This window comes from Saccharopolyspora elongata (assembly GCF_004348985.1).
Lineage (GTDB): Bacteria > Actinomycetota > Actinomycetes > Mycobacteriales > Pseudonocardiaceae > Saccharopolyspora > Saccharopolyspora elongata.
This window is the reverse complement of the sequence record NZ_SMKW01000060.1, coordinates 30,565-48,424: the sequence shown is the minus strand read 5'-3', so window position 1 is coordinate 48,424 and position 17,860 is coordinate 30,565. Positions and strand designations below refer to the sequence as shown.

The following is a 17,860-nucleotide window of genomic DNA, read 5'->3' as shown; positions in this document are numbered from 1 at the left end:
ACCACCGGGGCAGCGCTTCTCCGGCCCAGGTAGACAGCCTCTTCTGGGGCTGGTTGACGTCGTCCGAAGGCGGTTAAGCCTGTGGGGCTGTGGCGGTCGTTTGAGGTGAGGAGCAGGATGATGAGCGATGCATCGCGGGAACCGAACGTCGAGCAGGTGACTGCGTGGCGAAACGTTTTGGATGCCCTGGGGAAACTAAGTTCTTCCTGGGAGGGCGCGGTTGTCGTGGAGTCAAGTGCCAACCGTGGGCAAGGCACAGGTTCGCTTACTGACGATCTGGTCACGGCCTTCCTGCTCGCGGAGGAGCGTGGCGCTGAAGCGATGGCAGGGTTGTCGTGGTTCAAGCGGTCGGGGCAGTTCTTGAGGTGCTGGCGGTTTCGCAGCCTGTTCCGCGCACGACGAACCAGTCTCGTCGATGAGGTTGCGAGCCTGTACCCACCTCGACCAGGCGTCGCAGTACGCGGCGAGAACCTCCACGCAGGCGGTCCGCTACTAGTAGGACGACGGCATCATCCCGCCTGCTTGCCGTAGCATCCGGCGGAGGTCGAAGGCAGGCCAGCCAGCACGCTGCGGCTCGTTGGTCGGGCGAGTCGCGAGTGGTGGTGTCGATCACTGCGCTGCTGGCCGATGGCGTCGAGTTCCTGACAGTCGCCATGTTCCTGGGTAGGGTCCCGTGCGTGGCGCTTGCAGTGGGGGATGGGGAACCGGATTTGGTGGTTGTCGCGCGAGAGGTCCGTGCAGGTCAGCGCCCGCTTAAGGCGTTCTATGCGGCGTTCGCGCAGGCGGTGGTCTTTGCTCAGCGTCCGGAGAAGCCCGGTGTATTCGTGACTGATATCGGGCGCCGGGGCCGGTGGACGTTGGCGTTTTCAAGTTCGGAGCGGCTTGCCGCTCGTGCAGGTGAGTGCGACTACATGTCGATGCCGGGTGCGGACTTCTTGAAGTTGGTGCCGGCCGGTGTGGGCGTGATGGTGGATCCGGATGATGAGCATCGGTTGCCGTTGCAGCCGCGGGTTGACGATTTTTACGCGCTTGAGCGGGAGTGGAAACGTACGGCGTCGGCGCGGCAGGCAGCCTCGCGCAGGAAATGAACGATTCCTCACGGGTGGGTGCGGTGAGCTTGGACGGCAACGGCTTTCACGTCGAAATCGAGTTGTTGGAAACAGCGGCGAAGAACATGGATGAACTCGTTGCCGGGCAAGACAACTCGGAGTTGAGCGAGTTACCGGGCGATAGCGATTCGTACGGACACTCTGGTCTGCAGGCGGCATTGGCGGAGTTCTGCGACCGTTGGTCGGTCGGTTTGGACGCGTTGTGCGACCGTGCCACTCGGATGAGTTATTCGCTCGGTGAAGCCGCCAAGGCGTATCGGGAAGCTGATCAGGCTGGTGCGGATGCGCTGTCGGTTGATCCGGGGATCGATGTGGTGCAGCCGACGACGATCCCGGGGATGTCTCGATGACAGTCGAGTTGGGGCAGACCACTGAGCCAACGCTGCTGGTGCCCGGAGACCCGGCCGCGATCGAGTCGAACGCGCACTTTATCCGGGAGCGAGCGAGCAAGGCGTCTGAGACCGGACGAGCGCTGCAACGAATCGATGCGGGCGGGTGGAGCGGTGAAGCCGCTGACCTCTGGCACGAGCAGCACCAGACGGATGTTCCCCGCTGGTTTGATGGTGAGGATTCACTGGCAGCTGGGGCTGCCGCGCTCGAGGAGTACGCGCGCGTACTGCGGTGGGCCCAAGGCGAGGCTGCCGAGGCCGTTCGCTCGTGGGAAGAAGGGGAAGCTGCCACTCGGCAGGCGAAAGCGGACCACGAGCGAGCCGTCGCGGACGCACAAGGTGGTGAGGTACCGCCTTTCGCCGATCCTGGCGAGGAAAGGCGGCAGGCCGCCCGGGACATGCTGCGGTTGGCTCGGCAGGAGCTGATCGGAGCGGGCGATCGTGCCGCTTCGGCGCTGAGAGAAGAGGCGGCGGTAGCGCCCCAGGATTCCCAGGCGCAGATCGATGCGAACTTCTACGGGGCTATCTGGGAAGGTTTCGCCGGCACATTCACAGCGATTGCCGACGCGTTCGCCGATCCTGCGGCGACCGTGGCGGCGATGGCCCACGCCGTCACCCATCCCGTCGAAACGCTCAAGGCGATGGTCTCGTGGGACGATTTCGCCAACGGCCGCGGTGAAGTGGGGCTGGGCAGGATCACCGGCGAGGTCTTGGGGGGCATCCTCACCGGTGGGGTCGGCAAGGTCCTCAAGACTCTCACGAAACATCCAGATGCCCCCGAACACCGGGTTCCGGCTTCCGAGAGAACAACGACCGGCGACCCGATCGACGTCGCCACCGGTGGCATGGTGCTCGCACAGACCGATGTCGAACTCGCGGGCGTGCTTCCCCTGGTGCTGAAGCGGCTGCACATCTCGTCTTTCCGGGCGGGACAGCACTTTGGTCCAACGTGGACTTCGACGTTGGACCAGCGATTGGAGGTGGACGAGACCAACGTGTGCTTCGTCGCCGACGACGGCACACTGTCTCTCTTTCCTCAACCGGTGCCGGGCTCGTCTGCCGTCGCAGTGACCGGACCGCAACGGAGATTGGCGAGATCCGAAGACGGCAGTTACACGATCACCGACACGGTGCAAGACAGAACGCTGCACTTCGGTTCTGCAGGCGAAATCCTGCCGTTGATCGCGATCACGGATCGCAACGGTCACCGCATTGACGTCGAGCGCGATGCCGACCGAACGCCCGTCGAGGTGCGGCATTCCGGCGGTTACCGCATCCGTGTCGAATCCGGCGACGGCCTGGTGACCGCGTTGTACCTCTGCGCAGCGGACAACGGCGACGACGTGCAGTTGATGCGTTACGTCTACGAGGATCAACGGCTCACCGAGGTGATCAACACCTCCGGTCTGCCGCTGCGCTTCACCTATGACCAGGCGGGGCGCATCACGAGTTGGACCGACCGCAACGACAAGTGGTACCGCTACACCTATGACGGCCACGGTCGGGCCGTGGCGGTGGAGGGGTCCGGTGGTTTCTTCAGCGGCACGCTGGAGTACGACGACGAGAACCGGATCACCTACTGGACCAACTCCCAAGGCGCCCGCACCACCTACCACCTCAACGAAGCCGGTCAGACGCTCCGTGAGGTCAATGAGCTGGGCGGCGAAACTTTGTCCGAGTGGGACGAGTTCGACCGCTTGCTCTCCCGGACCGATCCGCTCGGCCGCACGGTCCGCTACGAGTACGACGATGACGGCAACCTGGTCGCGATCACGCGCCCGGACGGCAGCCAAGCCCGGTTCGAGTACAACGACCTCCGGCTTCCCACCACGATCATCGCCCCGGACGGAGCGGTGTCGCGGCGCGAGTACGACGAGCGCGGGAACCTCACCCGGGCGGTCGACCCGCTCGGAGCGGTCACCCGCTACGCCCACGACGAGCACGGCCACCTGACGAGCTTCACGGATGCGCTGGGCAGCGTGCGTCGGGTCGAGACCGATGCGGCGGGTTTGCCGGTCGTCCTGACCGATGCGATGGGCAATACCACCCGGTACGTGCGGGATGGGTTCGGCCGCGTCATGGAGGTGGTCGATCCGCTGGGCGGCACCACGCGGTTCGGCTGGACCGTCGAGGGCAAACCGGCGTGGCGAACCCTGCCTGACGGGGCGACCGTGCGTTGGTTGTACGACGGCGAGGGCAACCTCCGGACGTTCGTCGACGCCCTGGGGCAGGAGACCCGCACCGAGGTCACGCACTTCGACCTGCCGTCGGCGGAGATCCGACCAGACGGGACGCGCCTGCAGTTCGACTACGACACCGAACTCCGCCTGACCAGCGTCACCAACGAACAGGGCCTGGTGTGGCGCTACGACTACGACGTCGTGGGCAACCTGGCGCGCGAGATCGACTTCAACGGCCGTGCGGTCACCTACCGGCACGACGCGGCCGGGCAGCTGATCGAGCGCACCAACGGCGCCGGCGAAACCACGTCGTTCGCCCGCGACGTGCTGGGCAACGTGATCGAACGTCGCAACGGATCGATGACGTCGACCTTCACCTACGACCCGCTGGGCCGCCTGGTCGAAGCGATGGACAGCGATACCCAGGTCACCTTCCACCGCGACCCCGCCGGGCGGGTCCTCGCAGAAACCATCAACGGCCGCACCGTCGCCTCGGTTTACGACCCGCTGGGCCGCAGGATCCGGCGCCGCACGCCCTCCGGCGCGGAAAGCGTCTGGGACTACGACCCGAACGGTCGGCCGACCGCGCTGCACACCGCCGGACGCACCCTGCGCTTCGGCTACGACCGCGCAGGTCACGAGGTTCAGCGAGAACTGGGACCCGATGTTGTCCTGGCCCAAGCCTGGAACGCCAACCACCAGCTGCTCTCGCAAACCCTCACCGGCCCGTCCGACCAGCAGATCCAGAGGCGCTCGTACACCTACCGCGCCGACGGATACCTGACTGGGCTCGACGACAAGCTCGCCGGCCCGCGCACGTTCGACCTCGACCGCGCAGGCCGCGTCACCGCGGTCACCGGACCTGGTTGGACGGAACGCTACGCCTACGACACGGCAGGCAACCTCGCCCACGCCTCTTGGCCCACCAACGATGCCGAGGAACTCGGCGACCGCGAGTACAGCGGCACCCTGATCCGCCGAGCGGGCAAGGTCCGCTACGAGCACGACGCCCAAGGCCGCGTGGTGCTCCGCCAGCGAAAGCGCTTGTCCCACAAGCCGGAAACCTGGCGCTACGTCTGGGACGCCGACGACCGCCTGGTCCAAGTCCTCACCCCGGACGGCGCCCGCTGGCACTACCGCTACGACCCGCTGGGCCGCCGCGTCGCCAAACAGCGCCTCACGCCCGACGGTTCCCGCGTCCTGGAGCAGATCGAGTTCATCTGGGATGGAACGGTCCTAGCGGAACAAGCCCACACCGACGGTCTCCCCAACGGCCCCAGCCTGGCGGACGCCCGAGTCACGGTCTGGAACTACGAACCCGGAAACTTCCGCCCCGTCACCCAAGCCGAACGCTCAGCCCTCCGCAACGCTCCCCAACGCTGGATCGACGAACAGTTCCACTCGATCGTCACCGACCTCGTCGGAACCCCAACAGAACTGATCAACGACCAAGGCGCCGTAACCTGGCGCCAACGAACAACGTTGTGGGGCGCGACCACAGACCAACCCCGCACCGCGGCTTACACCCCGCTCCGCTTTCCAGGGCAGTACGCAGACCCCGAAACAGGGTTCAACTACAACTTCCACCGCCACTACGACCCTGTTACAGGGCGGTATGCGACCACCGATCCGCTCGGGCTGCGTGGTGGTCTCAGGCCGCACAACTATGTGCCTAACCCGAATTATTGGTTAGACCCATTGGGGTTGAAATGCGAAGATGGAATTGGTCAAGGTGAGCCCTACCTTTATCGTGGAGTCCCATATGGTCATCCTGGCTATGAGGATGCGCTGAACGGAAGAGCTTTGCCTTGGGGTGGGCACACTGATCCAGGTCTTCATAATGGTGGAGATACCAGAAGTGAATTCACATCATGGACCACAGATCTGGATGGGGTCGCTCGGGATGCCGCCGGTGACGGCAATGGGCCCGGAGTTGTACTGCGCATTCCAAATGCTGATGCGCCGGGCTATACTCGTGTAGAGAGTCAGGATATCTACGGCGAGAGTGAGGTTCTCATTCAGGGGCCTGTCAGTGGGGCGGAAGTCAGCGTCAACGGTGGCCCGTGGCGGCCTGTATATTGAGGGGGATATTTGCCGGTAGAAGAACTAACAAGGACTCGCCTGGTGGCTGCGATCGATGCGGCGATGAGGTCTGACGAGGCTGTTCGGTTGCTGAAGGATGAACTTTTGCTGCCCGGTGCCCCTGATGTATACGCTATGTCCGTCGTTTCGAAGGCGAGCGTCCAGGAAATCTACAAGAAGCGATTCAGGCGCCCGGGATTTCGCCCGGAAAAGGTGATCGGATGGGATCGGTTGCTTTGCGATGTGGATAAATGTCGGGGTGAAATCCTGCGTTTAATCGCATTTTCTGGCCGGTATCACATGTTCAATATCTGGCTCGACGGTGACGCCAGTTCGTTGGTTGCTGTTACGGTTGGGCTTCACAAAGGCAGTATGGCGAGTGAATAGTTGTGCCCTGTGTCGCTCGAAAATACGATTCGGCCCTGTGAACCGGGGCAATGCCGTGCGGTCAGGCAGCGTCGTGGTGGTACTCGTTGATTAGGTTGTCGAGGATGGGTTGTCGCCGGATTCGGTGGACCTGGAGGTCGGTGACGGTGGCCGAGGCTGGTGGTGGTTCGGTGTTGTCCGGGGGTAGTTGGCGCCGGGGCTGGGGGGCGGTGCTGGTTGTAGTGCCGGATGTACTCGGTGAGCGCGTTCGAAGCGTGGGCCTCGTTGTAGATCAGGATCCGGTCGAGGAGCTCGCGGTGTAGGGTGCCCACGACTCGCTCGCAGATCGCGTTCGCTTTCGGTGCCTGCGGTGGGCTGAGCACGATCTTCACGTCGTCGGCTGCGAAGACGGCGTCGAAGGCGTGGGTGTATTTCGCATCCCGGTCCCGGAGCAGGAAGCGCAGCGGACCCGGGCGATCTGGCGGCGCAGCACCGCGTTCTCGTGCCGCAACGCCAACACCTCCGCATCCTTGGCCATGCGGTTGCGAAGTACAACAGCGGGCACCTTGATCAGATTTCGGACCAGCGCGGTGACGATCGACAGCGGCATCGAAGGATCATTCCAGGTGCTGTGGTGGCCGTTGCCCCGCGCGGAGAAGCTGCAGGCCAGACCCAGAATCGTATTTCCGAGCGGGACAGGCTGTTCGGGTCTGTTGAGCTGGTGCTGCGTCCCAGGTGTTGTGTGCTGGCGTTCCAGCACTGCCCTATTGGGTGGTGTTGGATGCGGGGTGCGCAGTGACCGAAGTAGACGGCGGGTCTTCTTACGAGCGCGTGTGCCCTTGATGTCGGTGATGGACAGCCTTTAAGGCGCGGGTTCCGGCCGCTGCCAGGCGATCGAGCCGTCGCGGGGCCTTCGATTTCTCCACCCGTTCCGCGCTGATCCTGTTGGCTGGTTTCCAGACTCCCGACGGCATCCGCGCCGCCAGCCCGGACGGGGTGCGTTCGTACCTGCGGGAACATCAGGCGCACAGTCGAACCGTTCCGTCCATCATGGACAAACCCTGGGCGGCTGCGGGTGAGTAAACCGTTTCCCTGTCTGTAGAAACGATCCTAGTCCCGCTGATCGCCCGGCTGGCCTGCCAGCTGTTGGGCCTGGGTCGGGAGATCAAAGGCCTTGACGAACAACTCCCCGAACGCTTCCAAGCCCATCGAGACGCCGAACGGATCACCAGAATCGACGGCTTCGGTCCGTTCCTGGGGCCTAGCTGCTGGCCGACACCGGCGGCGACCTGCTCGCCACCTTCCGCAACCCCGGCCGCCTGGCCGCCTACGCCGGCCTCGCACCGGTACCCCGCGATTCCGGCCGGGTGCGAGGCAATCTGCACCGCCCGAAGCGCTACCACCGCGGGCTGCGGCGAGTGTTCTACCTGGCCGCACTGTCGAGCATCAAACGGCCCGATATTCCCTCTCGTAGCTTCTACCAGCGCAAACGTGGTGAAGGAAAGGTCCACTCCCAGCCATTGATCGCGCTCGCCCGCCGCCTGGTCGACGTCATCTGGACACTCCTGCGCGACGGCCGCACATTCCAGATCACACTGCCCAACCAGGCTCAAGCGGCTAGACACGATCAATGAAACTCCTAATGCTCCGCGATGTCGTCGATCGCCGGCGCGGAGGTCGCCGTGCGCCACGGGCGTCCCAGCAGCTCTTCGGCGCCCTTGAGGTCACCGGCCGCCAGGCAGCTGCGTATCAGGGTGGAGGAGCAGGCCCGGCCGTCGTGGGCGACGAGCGGCACGGCGTCCAAGGTGAAGCCGAGCCGCCTTCCCGCGCGGCCGAGCAGGGCGGTGTCGCCACCGCCCCCTCGGCCGAAGCGGAAGTTCTCGCCCACCACCACGGCGCGAGCCCGGAGCGCGTGGCCGAGGACTCGATCGGCGAAATCGTCGGCCGCCATGCCGGCCAGCGCCGCGGTGAACGGCAGCACGAGTACGGCGTCGATGCCGAGGCCGTGGGCGAGGCGGACGCGTTCTTCGAGCGACGCCAACTGCCTGGGCGCGCGCTCCGGGCAGGTCACCGTGAGCGGGTGCGGGTCGAAAGTGAGCAACACGGACGGCAGCTCGTGCTGGGCCGCCCGCTCGCGCACGCGCCGGACCAGCGCGGCATGACCACGGTGGAATCCGTCGAAGACGCCCATGGTCACCGCGCCGCCTTGCCAGTCGGAGGGCACGTCGCGCAGGCCCGTCCACGTGGTACCCGAGGACCGGAGTGCCGACGCGAACTCCGGGAGGCTCGGGGACGATTGTGCTGTCACATCCGCATCCTTGGTCTCAGGCCCGTTCGAGGACGAAGTCGTACCGCCGCGCGAGGCCGCCTTCTCCGTCGGCCACGGGGCGCGGGATCAGTTCGGGCTTAGCCGCCCGGGTCACGTCGTGATGCACCGCGCCGAGCAGCGCCCTCACCCGTCGCGGTGAGGGGTGTCGAAGTTCGGGTGATGCTCATCGTGCTGTTCCGAGCTGGGCCGGGGCGGCACCGGACCGTCCCGGCAGCAGCGGTCAGCGGCGGTGGATGCTCACGTCTTCCGGGTTGATCAGGTCAGGCACGGTCCAGCCGTTCAGGTCGTACTCGGCCATGCACTGCTCCGCGAAGCCCTTCATGGCGTCGGCGGTGCCGGAAGCCTGAGCGGTGAAGAGCATCTCCGCGCGTACCTGCTCGTGGTTGCCGGAGTAGTTGCGCTCGTACAGCTCGTGCCGGCCGCCGAACTCGCTGCCGATGGAGTCCCAGATCAGCTTCATCAGCTTGACCCGCTCGACGGAGTCGTAGCCGTTGGACCCGCGCACGTACTTGTCCAGGTAGGGGCGGATCTCCGGGACGGAGAAGTCCTTGGCGTTGGAGTTGAGGTAGATCAGTCCACTGCCCAGGTCCTGCATGATGATTTCCTTGATCCGCGGGTAGCCCAGGGTCATGAACCAGCGGTAGGCCAGGCCGTAGTCGAGTTTCGGCAGGAGGGCGTCGTCCTTCCAGGAGTCCGGGTTGTTCGCCATGGCGTCGGTCAGGCCCCAGAACAGGTTGCGCCAGGCGATGACCTCGCCCACGCGGGTCTGGATGCCGCGGAAGTCCTTGGTGCCGGTGACCTCCACGCCCTTCATCAGCAGTCCGGCGATGAAGTCGAGCTTGACGGCGAGGCGCGTGCAGCCGTGGAAGGTGAAGCGGTGCAGGAAGCCCGAGCCGGGGAAGAACGTGCTGGCCTTCTCGGCGTCACCGTAGATGAAGACGTTCTCCCAGGGGATCTTCACCTTGTCGAGGATGAAGATGGTGTCGTTCTCGTCGAAGCGGCTGGACAGCGGGTAGTCGAACGGGCTGCCCATGACGTCGGCGTTCATCGCGTAGGAGTGCCGGCTGATCAGCTTCATGCCGGGCGTGCCCATCGGGACGGTGCAGACCAGCGCGAACTCCTTCTTCTTGATCGGCAGGCCGTAGTGGGCGATGAAGTTGAAGTGGGTGATGGCCGAGCCGGTGGCCACCACCTTGGCGCCGCTGATGACCAGGCCGTCGTCGCGTTCCTCGTCGACGTGGACGAAGATGTCCTTGACCTCGTCGGGGTTGCGGTCGCGGTCGACCGGCGGGTTGATGATGGCGTGGTTCCAGTAGAGGACCTTCTCCTGGGACTCGGCGTACCAGCGCCGGGCGTTGTCGCCGAAGGGCTGGTAGAAGTCGCTGTTGGCGCCGAGGGTGCCGAGGAAGGCCGCCTTGTAGTCGGGGCTGCGGCCCATCCAGCCGTAGGTCATCCGCGCCCACTCGGCGATCGCGTCGCGGTCGGCGATCAGGTCCTCGCGGCTGCGCGGCGTGCGGAAGAACGGGTGGGTGAAACCGTCGCTGCCGGTGTCGGTCGGCACGGTGAGCACCGACTGCTTGTCCGCGTCGTGCAGGGCGTCGTACAGCCGCGCGGTCATGCGCACCGAGTTGCGGAAGGCGGGGTGCTCGGTGACGTCCTTGACCTTCTCGCCATAGACCCACACCTCCCGTCCGTCGCGAATGGACTCGATGTACTCGTCGCCCGTCAGCGGGCGGGTCTTGCGGACGTTCACCGCGGGTGGGGCGGCCGGAGAGCGGGTGTCTTCCTGAGTCATGTCTTTCCTAGCTGATCTCGAAGGTGTGTGATTGGGAATTACGAGGCGTGCCGCGTGGCGTGCTTCGCGTGCATCGCGGTGAAGGCCGGTGCGCCGGTGAACCATCCGCTCTCGGGGCTGTCCAGGCAGGCGCCCCAGTGGGCGCCCGCGTCCCGCCGGTCCAGGTGGCGGAAGGTCCCGGCGTGGAACAGCAGCGGTTCCAGATCGGTGATGTCGGCCTCGACCACTTCGCCGATGACGATCAGGTGGTCGCCGCCGTCGTAGGTGCGCCACGGGCGGCACGAGATCGTGGCGGCCGCTCCCGTGAGCACGGGGCCGAGAGGACCGTCGGACCACTGGGGTTCCGGCTCCACGGGCCGGCCGGCGAAGTGCCAGGCGGTGTCGGTCTGGTCGGCTGCCAGGATGTTGACCGCGAAGGGCGTGTCCTTCAGATACCGGCACGCCTTGGACCGGCGGGTGAGGGTCACCTGGCACAGGGCCGGTTCCAGGGAGACGGCGGTGAACGCGTTGACCGTGGCGCCGTGGCGTCCGCCGTCGGAGGTGGCGCAGGTGACGACCGTGACGCCGGTGGCGAAGCGGCCGAAGGCGTTCCGGAGGTGGCGCTGGTTCATGTGGCCCACCCCGGAGAGCCGGCGGATGCGAGGCGCACGCTCTTCCCGCATCCGGTGCCGCCAATGGCGGACGCCTGGTCGGCCGCTCTTCCAGGTTCCTTCACCAAGCGGCTCCTCCTCGTATGTGACATTGCCCCGCTCCTGCCTGTGGAGGTATGGCACGCGGACCGGTGCCGTGCCCGCCACTGCACCGGTCCGCGTCGTGGTGATAGAAGACTGAACACGGGCGTGGCCGCGGTCTCGGGTGAGATGACCCCCTTCGGTACCCCCTCTGCCCGTGCGGGTACTCATCACTTCGAACCCGTGATCGCATTGATTCGCGGAAGATATGGGCTCTGGTCGCGGGACTATGAATCGGAGCGCTGGCCGGGGAAAGCCCGTGTTTCTCCGGGCGTGCGTCCTTGGCACGAAGTGTCCTTCGACATAGGGTCAGCGGAACGGCCGAGGCGAGGACATCGGAGACCATGGACGACGACAGTGGACGCGGTTGTCTGGTCGGCGCTGGCGGTCTCACCAGTTTCGTGGGGCGTCGGCAGGAGATCGCCGGCGTGCGCAGGAATCTGTCGGCCTCCCGGCTCGTCACGCTGACCGGTCCCGGCGGCATCGGTAAGACGCGGCTCGCCCTGGTGGTCGCGGACCGGGTTCGCAGGGCGTTCCGGGACGGTATTCAGGTCGTCCAGCTGGCCAGCCTCGGCGATGCGCGCGAGGTGGCCTCCGCGTTCACCTCGGCGCTCGCCGTCCTGGACCAGTCGAACCGGTCCGCGACCCAGCAACTGGTCGATCATCTGGGAACCCAGCAGGTGCTGCTGGTCGTGGACAACTGCGAGCACGTGCTGACGCCCACCGCCGAACTGCTGGCCGAACTTCTCGAAACGGCACCGGGCCTGCGCGTCCTGGCCACCAGTCGCGAACCGCTCGGCATCGCGGGCGAGCTTGTCACGGTGATCCCGCCCCTGTCGGTACCGACGGCCGAGCAGTTGCACGACGCCGCGAGCGTCGACCACAGCGAAGCCGTTCAGCTGCTGGTCGACCGGGCGCGCAGCGTCGCCCCGGACTTCGCCGTCACCGATGCCAACCGCCTTGCCGTCCAACAGCTGTGCGAACGGCTCGACGGGATGCCGCTCGCCATCGAACTCGCCGCCATCCGGCTGCGCACGTTGTCCGTCGGCCAGGTCGTCGAGCGCCTGGACCGCCGATTCGAACTGCTCACCGGCGGCAGTCGCGTGGCTCGGCCGCGACAGCAGACGCTCCGCGCACTGATCGACTGGAGCCACGAGCTGTGCTCCGATGACGAACGCCTGCTGTGGGCGCGGATGTCGGTCTTCCCGGGCGGATGCGACCTGACGGCGGTCGAGGAGGTTTGCGGGTTCGGCGACTTCGCCGCCGAGCGCGTCGTCGACGTCCTCGACCGGCTCGTCGCCAAGTCGATCGTGATAGCCGAGCACATCGGTGAACGGGTTCGCTACCGGCAGCTGATGACCGTGCGCGAATACGGCGCCGAGCGGCTCGACGAACTCGGGGAACTGCCGGTGCTGCGGCGCCGCATGCGCGATCACTATCTGCGCCAGGCCCGCTCCATGGTGGAGCGCTGGTGCGGGCCCGGGCAGCACGAGATGCTCGCCACCATGCGGCGCGACCACGCCAACCTGCTCGCGGCGCTGGAATGGTCCCTCACCACACCCGACGAGCGTCCCGCGGGCGGCCGGCTCGCGTCCTTCCTGCGCTACCACTGGATCGCCGGCGGCTCGCTCAGCGAGGGAAGGCGATGGCTGGACCGCATCCTCGACGTGCTGGACGGCGACACCGTCGAGCGGGGGTCGGTGCTGTGGGTGGCGGCCTGGGCGACGCTCCTGCAGGGGGATCGCGAGGCCGCCGCCGTCCGCCTGGCGGAGCTGGAGCACGTGGCAGTGGTGCTGGACGACCAGGAGCTGGCCGCGCACGCCGCGAACTGGCGGGCCCTGTACCACCTCTTCAGCGGCAGCCTGCCCACGGCGATCGGCCTGTACCACCGGGCTGTGCAGGGGCACCGGGCGCTCGGCAGCACCGGCGCGGTGCTCACCGCGCAGTTCCAGCTCGCCATGGCGCGCAACTTCCAGGAGCCCGCGGGCGACGCCCTGGAGACCTGCCGGGAGGTGCTAGCCGTAAGCGCCCGGCACGGAGAACGCTGGAATCACGCCTACGCCCTGTGGATCAGCGGCCTGCAGCACTGGCGCGCGGGCGACATGGCCGCGGCCAAGCAGGCCGCGACGGCGGCCCTGGAGATCCAGCGCGATTTCACCGACGGCGTCTGCACGGCCCTGGTGCTGGAGCTGATGTCCTGGATCGCCATGTCCAACCAGCAAGCGGACAACGCCGCCATGCTGGGAGCTGCCGCCGGAGCGGTGTGGCACCGGCTCGGCACCTCCATCGATGCGTTCGGACCCCACATCACCGCAGACTCCCTGCGCCTGGCCCAACAGGTCGTCGAAACGGTGGGCGCGGAACGGGTGGCGAAGGTCGCCCAGCGCCTGGCTCATCTGACCAAGGCCGAGGCGATCGAGCTCGCCCTGGAAATCGACGCAGCCGTCAAGCCCACCACCGCGACGTGTGTCGCCCGAAGCTGCCCGCTCACGGACCGGGAACTGGAGGTGGCGCGCCTGATCGCCACGGGACTGAGCAATCGCGCCATCGCCGAGAACCTGGTGATCTCGCCCCGCACCGTGGACGGCCACGTCGAGCGCATGCTAGGCAAGCTCGGCTTCGCCTCCCGCACCCAAGTCGCCTCCTGGATCGCGTCCCTCGACGAATCCGATGACGAAGCCCGCGCACATCGGGCTCCAGCGCCTTGACCCTCCGATGCCGACTGAGATAGGCAGACGAGGGCAAGGTCCTTCGTTGGTTTGGTCATGGCTGGGGATGTTGATGTCGCCCGGTGGGCTGGCGGGGCTGGCCCGCATGAGCGGTTCGTGTCCCGACCGGATCCAGCGGCTGCTGAACACGTGCGACTGGGAGGCCGACGAGGTGCTCGGTGACGTGGGGGTCCGCCCGGGTGACCGGCCTTCGGTAGATGCGGCTTCAGCCGCGCCCGTTCATCATTCGTGAGATCTCCCCGTCCCATGGACATGCCAACGACTCGAACCCGAGACGGTCACATGATCCACCGGACCGGCCCTTAGCGGGGAGCGGCATCAACTTGCCGGTCCGATCAGGACGACAGCGCTGCGGACTTCTCCAACTTCATCACCAGCTGCCTTCGGGCGGTGAAGATCGTCTCGCACGCGAACGTGTTTGCCGTCAACCGGCCTGCTGACACGACGCGGCTCGACCGCCGACCGTATGCGCCGGCGCGCCATGCGCCGGCGGCGCTTCGGTGAACAGTGTGACGGTCACTGGCGGCAGGCAGGCAGGGATGTCGCGCACACTGGGAGGTGTGCTGCGCGTCGTGCTCGTCGTGGTGCTGGTGATCGCCGTAGTCCTGGGGGCAGTCTGGGCGTTCCAACGAAGGCTGATCTACTACCCCTCCGGTCAGACGCCGCCGGTTGCCGCGGTGCTCAGTGGCGCCGAGGAGGTCGTGCTGCGCACGAGCGACGGACTGCAGCTGGGTGCTTGGTATCTGCCTGCCCGCGGCCAGCACCGCGGTGCGGGTGTGCTGGTCGCCAACGGCAACGCGGGAAACCGGTCGCTGCGGGCTCCGCTGGCCGACGCGCTCGCCGAACGCGGACTGGCCGTGCTGTTGTTCGACTACCGCGGTTACGGTGGCAACCCGGGCCGCCCGAGCGAGGAGGGATTAGCGAAGGACGTCCGTGCGGCGCTGCGCTACCTCGTCGAGGAAGCCGGCCTGCGACCGGATCGGTTGGTCTACTACGGCGAAAGCCTCGGTGGGGCCGTTGTCACCGAGCTGGCGACCGAGCACAAACCGGCCGGGCTGGTGCTGCGGTCACCGTTCACCGACCTCGCTTCCGTCGGCCAACGCCACTACCCGTACCTGCCGGTGAGGTTGTTGCTCTGGGACCGGTACCCGCTCGCGATGCACTTGCGCGACGTCCGGTGCCCGGTCGCGGTCGTCTACGGGACTGCCGACTCGATCGTGCCCCCGGAGGAGAGCCGAGCCGTCGCCCGGATACGGCCCGGCACGATCGAACTGGACGTTGCGAACGCGGGCCACAACGATCTCGCCCTGCTTGACGGGCCCGAGGTTGTCGAGTCGGTGGTGCGGCTCGCGAACTGACCGGTCCAGCGGCGAGGGCTGCTGCGGTCTGGGATGCGAGGTGCGCGATGCTCGAGGCAGACGGACGAGACCAAGCAGGGGTGGCCGGGCTGGGCGGTCGCAGGTCGCGGCGTCGGGGGAGTATGTAGGGTGGCATAGGTACCCGGTCAAATGCGTTGCCGAGGGAATGACCTGCTGTCAAGATCGCTTGGTGAACATGCCGCAGCACCAGAACGCCTCTTCCGTGCGTCCCATCACCGACGCCGACATCCCCACTGCGGTCGACACCCTTGCCCGGGCCTTCGCCGACTATCCCTTCACCCGGCACGTGATCGCCGCGGACGGTCACGAGGACCGGATCCGGCGTACCCAGGAGCTGTGCCTGACCCGCATCGGCATGGTGTACGGCCGCGTCTGGGTCGCCGCCGACGGCCGCGCCGTGGCGGTCTGGGCCATTCCTGGCCAGGATCCCTCGCCTGCTTTCGCCGAACTCGGGCCGATCCTCGGCGAACTCAGCGGTGACCGGGCCGCCGCTTCCGCGGCTGCGGACGAGACCATCGCCCCGTACCGGCCCAAGGAGCCGGGATGGTTTCTGGAAACCGTGGGAACCGCTCCCGAGGCCCAGGGGAAGGGCCTCGGCAGTGCGGTGCTGATTCCCGGCATCCAGGAGGCCGAGCGCGCTGGGTATCCGGCGTTCCTGGAGACTTCCAGCGAGGCGAACGTGCGGTTCTACGAGCGCCTCGGCTTCAAGGTCACAGCCGATGTCCAGCTCCCCGACAACGGCCCCCGCACGTGGTGCATGCGCAGGGACCCGCGCTGAGAGCCTGAAATCTCACTTTCGGCCCGGGTAGACCCAGGTGCCCGGCGGCGCGGGCTGCGGTGGCGAGGTAGTAGTCGCACGACGTTGCCACGCAGTCGAATCCCAGCACCGTCTGCAGTTGTTCCAGGTGCTCGAAAAGCGTTGCTGAGTCATTGGTTTCGACGGTCAGGACGTTGTCGGCGCCGAGCAGCGGGTGCGGCCCAGATATGTCGTTGCCGAACGCGGGTGGTGCTGCAGTTGCGGGTAACGGAGCTGAACCGGTGCCCGCTCTCCCGGATGCCCCTCGGCGGGAGCGTGCTCATCGCACCGACCCGGCTCTCCACCAACAACAGGTGACCCACACGGACTTCCTCCACGGTTGTGCACAACGGTCGGTAATGATAATCGTTTTCTATTGGGTGGACAATCCGCCCATCCGGCTACCCCCGAAAGTGACGGCCCGTGACAAGATCGCTCCGAGTTGCGTTCGCTCTCGCCCTCTTGGCTCCGCTGCTCAGCGCCACTCCAGCCGGAGCTGCCCCCTTACGGTTCGGCCCGTGCCCATCTGAGGGCCCGGACGAACCCGGCGTCGAATGCGCCCAGATCGCCGTGCCGCTGGACTACAACGCGCCCGATGGGCGCACGATCTCGATCGCGATCTCACGAGTCCGGGCGTCGGGTTCGCCGGAGGAATACCGAGGTGCGTTGCTGGTCAACCCCGGTGGCCCTGGAGGCGCGGGGCTGAACTACGCCGTGGCCAAGCGCGGAAAGATGCCGGAGTCCGTCCAGCGCGCCTACGACATCATCGGCTTCGACCCCCGCGGAGTCGGTCACAGCAATCCGGTGGACTGTGGGCCGCTCGGTGGCCTGTTCGACCATCCTGGCCCCGAACCCGTTCCGAGCACCGTGCCCCAGGAACGTGACTACCTGAACCGCTTGCGCGCGATGGCCGGCGACTGCCGCGAGCACGCCGGTGCGGTGTCCGTCTTCATCAACACCATGAACACCGCGCGGGATATGGAACGCATTCGGCGGGCGCTGCACGAGCCCGTGCTGAACTTCCTCGGCGTGTCCTACGGCAGCTATCTCGGTGCCGCCTACGCCGCCGAATATCCGGGACACGTCGGGAGAATGGTGCTCGACAGCGTCGTCAGCCCCGACCGCTGGCACGACTTCGACACCCAACAGGCTTTCGCCATGCTGCGCCAGCGCGACGTGCTCTTCCGCTGGATCGCCGACCACCCGAGCCTGGATCTCGGTTCGACCCCCGAAGCCGTCCACGGCCAATACTCGCGCGCCCGCGCCGCCTTGGCAGAAAACCCGCTGCGCGGAACCTTCGGCCCCAGCGAGTTCGACCACCTCGTCTATCGAGTCCTGTCGCGGACCGAACGCTGGGAACCCTTCGCCCGCGCGCTCAGTGCCTACGTCCACACCGGAAACGGCGACGGATTCGCCCCGGAAATGCCGGAATCCGACCAGGAATCTCGCAACTACGAAGCGGCGCTGCGCACTGTCAAGTGCGCCGACAGCACTCGGCCGTCCACTGCTGAGGTGATCGGTGCCGTGCGCGCACTCCGCAGTGTTGATCCTCAGCCGGTGCTCACCGGGTTCGAAGCCGCCACATGCCGATACTGGCCGCAACCGCGCGAGACGGCCCGCCTCGGTCACCCCGCGATGCCGGCGGTCCTGCTCACGCAAGCGTCGCACGACCCGACCACGCCCTACCCGGGAGCCAAGAGGATGCAGGCGGTCTTGCCCGGCTCCCGGATGGTGGTGCTGCGGAACGGCTACTCGCATGGTGTCTTCGCCAGCCAGCAGAACCCCTGCGTCGACCAGACCACCGCCGCATACCTCGTCGCCGGGACGGTTCCACCAAGGGATGTCGACTGCCAGGGCCTGGGGCTCCCCGCGGTCAATTGAGACCGCCGCCTACCTGAAGCAGGAACCCGTTGCATTCGAGTCTTTAGCCTGCAGCGCATTTCATCGACTGGCTCTCGCATCGTCCCGGAGCTGT

At 66.6% G+C, this 17,860-nt stretch carries 15 protein-coding genes; 9 read left to right on the top strand and 6 right to left on the bottom strand.

What is annotated here, in order from left to right; all coding sequences use genetic code 11:
• Window positions 1-596: 596 nt before the first annotated feature.
• The 4 genes from E1288_RS33250 to E1288_RS33235 are packed head-to-tail and all read left to right on the top strand — an operon-like array spanning window position 597 to window position 6,147.
• Window positions 597-1,088 (top strand): SseB family protein, encoded by a 492-nt coding sequence (locus tag E1288_RS33250; RefSeq protein ID WP_132492332.1) that lies wholly within the window; start codon window positions 597-599, stop codon window positions 1,086-1,088.
• Window positions 1,040-1,459, top strand: coding sequence for a hypothetical protein (locus E1288_RS33245; protein WP_235883972.1), 420 nt, complete (start codon window positions 1,040-1,042; stop codon window positions 1,457-1,459). Before E1288_RS33250 ends, E1288_RS33245 begins: the two co-directional genes overlap by 49 nt.
• A complete protein-coding gene (locus E1288_RS33240) occupies window positions 1,456-5,760 on the top strand; it encodes a putative T7SS-secreted protein (RefSeq protein ID WP_235883971.1) in 4,305 nt (1,434 codons plus the stop codon). Before E1288_RS33245 ends, E1288_RS33240 begins: the two co-directional genes overlap by 4 nt.
• 42 nt (window positions 5,761-5,802) lie before the next feature.
• Window positions 5,803-6,147 (top strand): hypothetical protein, encoded by a 345-nt coding sequence (locus E1288_RS33235; protein WP_132492331.1) that lies wholly within the window; start codon window positions 5,803-5,805, stop codon window positions 6,145-6,147.
• On the opposite strand, the gene E1288_RS50515 is transcribed toward E1288_RS33235, so the two are convergent.
• Complete coding sequence (locus E1288_RS50515; RefSeq protein WP_408014200.1) at window positions 6,120-6,509, bottom strand: integrase core domain-containing protein; 390 nt, start codon at window positions 6,507-6,509, stop codon at window positions 6,120-6,122. The two genes, E1288_RS33235 and E1288_RS50515, sit on opposite strands and share 28 nt — an antisense overlap.
• Before the next feature lie 5 nt (window positions 6,510-6,514).
• On the bottom strand, window positions 6,515-6,886 hold the full coding sequence (locus tag E1288_RS33225; RefSeq protein WP_132492330.1) for a hypothetical protein: 372 nt from the start codon (window positions 6,884-6,886) through the stop codon (window positions 6,515-6,517).
• 505 nt (window positions 6,887-7,391) lie between these two features.
• Here E1288_RS33225 and E1288_RS49170 point away from each other — a divergent pair.
• Window positions 7,392-7,760, top strand: a complete 369-nt coding sequence (locus E1288_RS49170; protein ID WP_328592520.1) for a transposase — start codon at window positions 7,392-7,394, stop codon at window positions 7,758-7,760.
• A 5-nt stretch (window positions 7,761-7,765) separates the two neighbouring features.
• Here E1288_RS49170 and E1288_RS33215 read toward each other — a convergent pair whose 3' ends face one another.
• The 3 genes from E1288_RS33215 to E1288_RS33205 form a co-directional block, all read right to left on the bottom strand.
• A complete protein-coding gene (locus E1288_RS33215) occupies window positions 7,766-8,434 on the bottom strand; it encodes a hypothetical protein (protein WP_132492329.1) in 669 nt (222 codons plus the stop codon).
• Window positions 8,435-8,675: 241 nt separating this feature from the next.
• Window positions 8,676-10,250: a 4-hydroxyphenylacetate 3-hydroxylase N-terminal domain-containing protein gene (locus E1288_RS33210; RefSeq protein WP_132492328.1), complete on the bottom strand. Its 1,575-nt coding sequence runs from the start codon at window positions 10,248-10,250 to the stop codon at window positions 8,676-8,678.
• A 38-nt stretch (window positions 10,251-10,288) separates the two neighbouring features.
• Entirely contained in the window at window positions 10,289-10,861 is a 573-nt protein-coding gene (locus E1288_RS33205) for a flavin reductase family protein (RefSeq protein ID WP_132492327.1), read from the bottom strand.
• 464 nt (window positions 10,862-11,325) lie between these two features.
• Here E1288_RS33205 and E1288_RS33200 point away from each other — a divergent pair, with 464 nt between their 5' ends.
• The 3 genes from E1288_RS33200 to E1288_RS33190 all read left to right on the top strand — a co-directional run bounded on the left by E1288_RS33200 (window position 11,326) and on the right by E1288_RS33190 (window position 15,867).
• Window positions 11,326-13,689 (top strand): ATP-binding protein, encoded by a 2,364-nt coding sequence (locus E1288_RS33200; RefSeq protein WP_132492325.1) that lies wholly within the window; start codon window positions 11,326-11,328, stop codon window positions 13,687-13,689.
• Between the two features lie 560 nt (window positions 13,690-14,249).
• Window positions 14,250-15,068, top strand: a complete 819-nt coding sequence (locus E1288_RS33195; RefSeq protein WP_207954690.1) for an alpha/beta hydrolase — start codon at window positions 14,250-14,252, stop codon at window positions 15,066-15,068.
• 196 nt (window positions 15,069-15,264) lie between these two features.
• Window positions 15,265-15,867, top strand: coding sequence for a GNAT family N-acetyltransferase (locus E1288_RS33190; protein ID WP_132492340.1), 603 nt, complete (start codon window positions 15,265-15,267; stop codon window positions 15,865-15,867).
• Here E1288_RS33190 and E1288_RS49165 read toward each other — a convergent pair.
• The gene (locus E1288_RS49165) at window positions 15,800-15,994 is read right to left on the bottom strand and encodes a hypothetical protein (RefSeq protein ID WP_328592519.1); all 195 of its coding nucleotides are present in this window, start codon (window positions 15,992-15,994) and stop codon (window positions 15,800-15,802) included. The two genes, E1288_RS33190 and E1288_RS49165, sit on opposite strands and share 68 nt — an antisense overlap.
• 461 nt (window positions 15,995-16,455) lie before the next feature.
• Between E1288_RS49165 and E1288_RS33185 the strand changes: the two genes are divergently transcribed.
• The gene (locus tag E1288_RS33185; protein ID WP_235883970.1) at window positions 16,456-17,766 is read left to right on the top strand and encodes an alpha/beta hydrolase; all 1,311 of its coding nucleotides are present in this window, start codon (window positions 16,456-16,458) and stop codon (window positions 17,764-17,766) included.
• Window positions 17,767-17,860 lie beyond the last annotated feature (94 nt).